This window comes from Anaerosporobacter sp. (assembly GCF_965301125.1).
Genome location: NZ_CBDLAM010000318.1, coordinates 1 through 2702, shown reverse-complemented (window position 1 = coordinate 2702; position 2702 = coordinate 1). Strand labels below are relative to the sequence as shown.

Here is a 2702-nt window from a genome sequence, read left to right as displayed (position 1 = left end):
GTATAAGTACGTATTATTGCACCAATCATGATACATTTCATGATTGATTTTTTATTATAGGGGGAGAAAGATTTCAATGAAGTATCTAAAAGAATATATTAATAAAATCATGATTCTTATAGCTTTTGATCAAGGGGTTAAGTTAATAATAAGTAAATGGCTAATAGATGAGGAATGTGATATTCTAGGAAATATTATTAGATTCAATCCATCTCAGAACACAAACTTGACGTGGGGTGGCAATTTTGTGGCGATTTTAAGTAATATGTGGGTGGTTTTGAGTATTAATATATTGATTATTGCTCTATTTATAAGTGGATATTCCTTCTATCGAAGTAAGAAGAATAAACCAAGCGTGCCAGTTGATACCATATATATATATGGTATGGCTGGTTCTTTATGTAGCTTCATTGATAAAGTATTTTGGGGAGGAAGCTTGGATTTCATACAGATATCAAGTTTCTTCATATGCGATATTAAGGATTGCTACATAACGATAGCCGAGTGCTTTTTTTTTGTAATTGGGTTTAAGCATGAGAAAGAAATATCAGCTAAGGAATATCTAAAATTTTGTTTTAAGAAGTAGTAAAAGGATAGGAAAATTTGTATTACATAACACATGAGAGGGAGATAAAATATGTTAAGTAGAGAAGAAGCAAGAAAACATTATACACTTTTAAAAAATGCTAAGTATGCTCTAGCAGATATGAAGATCATAGGTTATCGTTACTACATCTATTTACTATTGGATATATTGATTCAAATTATTATACCTTTTTTATTAATACTAATACCAGCACAAGTGGTACGATTATTACAGGATAAAATAGTACTGGAAAAGTTATTGATTCATATTCTCGTATGGATTGGTGGTATCTTGATTTTGAATCTTGTGCGAACGTTTGTTCACCAACAAATTGATAATATGGTTTTTGTACTTACAGAAGTTCAGTATTGGAGAAAACTAAAAGATAAAGTGTTATCCTGTGATTTGAAAAAATTAGAGAGTAATGAGGAACAAGAACGACTGCATGAAGTGAGAAGTAGTTTAGTGGATGGAGACGGGATGGGCAACTATTCTGGTATTCGTGGTTTCTATCTATATGGAAGTTCTCTTATAGTCAATATGGTAGGATTTTTGTTGTATGCATGTCTGGCGGGTAGAGTACATCCATTATTACTTGTAATATTGTTTCTAACTTCAGTTATCAATTGTTTTGCTAAGTCTAAGGCAATTCGTTATCAATTCAAGCATATACCATATTTCTGGGATAATAATAGAAGGTTTTGGTATCTGAAAAGAGAGTCCATTAATACAGAGAAGGCGAAGGATATTCGTATGTATCATATGTATGATTGGTTTGAAGATGAGCTTGAAACGAATACAAAGGAAGCTACAGCAGTATATAATCATATACAAAAACGACATTGTTATTCAGATGTAGCGGTGAAAGTCACATCGCTCATTCGAGATGGTTTCGCATATGGATTTTTGGTTTATCAATTAATGCAAGGATCAATGGAGGTTGCAGAGTTTCTATTGTATATTGGAGTCGTTGCTGGATTTGGAACATGGATAAGTCAAATTGTTGATAGCTATACATATCTACGAAAAATTAATGATGGAATTGCTTTATTTCGTGCTTATATTAATGAAGAAAAGGTTGAAAGAGAGCAAGAACATAGGGAAGAACAATATATACCAGACTCTTGTCATACAATAACCTTTGAGGATGTCAGCTTTGGTTACGATGAAAACATGATTTTTGATCATTTTTCTTTAACAATTAAAGAGGGAGAAAAGCTAGCATTAGTAGGAGTGAATGGAGCAGGAAAGACAACATTAATGAAATTAATGTGTGGATTATATCCGTTAAATGGAGGCAGAATTCTGGTTGATGGTCAAGATATAGCCAAGTTAGACAAAGAACAATATTATCGATATATTTCAATTCTGTTTCAAGATGTTCATGTACTTCCTTTTTCAATTGCTAAGAATGTTTCCTGTGCTTGGTCAAAACAAGAGATGAAACAGATGGAGCAATGTGGAACTGACAATCTCTGTAGCCGAGCTTATACAAAATTAGAATCGGAAACTTCAGAAACTAACATCTACGAAGAAGAACGAGTGGTTGATGCTTTGAAACAAGCAAATCTATGGAATAAAGTTAGCTCATTACAAAAAGGAATTCATACTTCGCTGACACAGGTTTTAGATGCAGAGGGTATCCAGTTATCTGGTGGGGAGACACAACGATTGATGTTGGCACGTGCATTATATAAGAACGCACCTATCTTAATTCTTGATGAACCAACGGCAGCGCTGGATCCGATTGCGGAGAGTGAATTATACGAAGAATATGCGGACTTGTGTAAGGGAAAAATCTCGGTGTTTATATCCCATCGATTAAGTTCTACGCGTTTTTGTGATCGAATTCTATTCTTAGAGAATGGAAAGATTATAGAAGAAGGAAATCATGAAACCTTGATGAATCAAAACGGTAAATATGCAGATATGTACCAGATACAAGCACACTACTATCAAAAGGAGGTGGAGCGATATGAAGCAGGCATCTAAAATAGGCAAGGATACCTATCGATTACTGAAGATGGTTCACTCCTTAGATCGAAATTTTATTCCAGTAACATTAATAGGATCAGTATTACAAGCTACAGATCCATTTATTCCTATCATAGGAAGT

2 protein-coding genes are annotated in these 2702 nt (G+C 33.6%); both read left to right on the top strand.

From position 1 onward, the window contains the following. The first annotated feature begins 76 nt into the window (after positions 1–76). On the top strand, positions 77–586 hold the full coding sequence (locus ACW2QF_RS19290; protein WP_455717644.1) for a signal peptidase II: 510 nt from the start codon (positions 77–79) through the stop codon (positions 584–586). A 51-nt stretch (positions 587–637) separates the two neighbouring features. Further along, positions 638–2578 carry an ABC transporter ATP-binding protein gene (locus ACW2QF_RS19285; protein ID WP_455717643.1) on the top strand — a complete coding sequence of 647 codons (1941 nt, stop codon included), beginning with the start codon at positions 638–640 and terminating at the stop codon, positions 2576–2578. Positions 2579–2702 lie beyond the last annotated feature (124 nt).

Bases quoted from the DNA above. Each gene is read 5' to 3' on its own strand.
- ACW2QF_RS19290 (WP_455717644.1), top strand. From the start codon at position 77: ATGAAGTATCTAAAAGAATATATTAATAAAATCATGATTCTTATAGCT.
- ACW2QF_RS19285 (WP_455717643.1), top strand. From the start codon at position 638: ATGTTAAGTAGAGAAGAAGCAAGAAAACATTATACACTTTTAAAAAAT.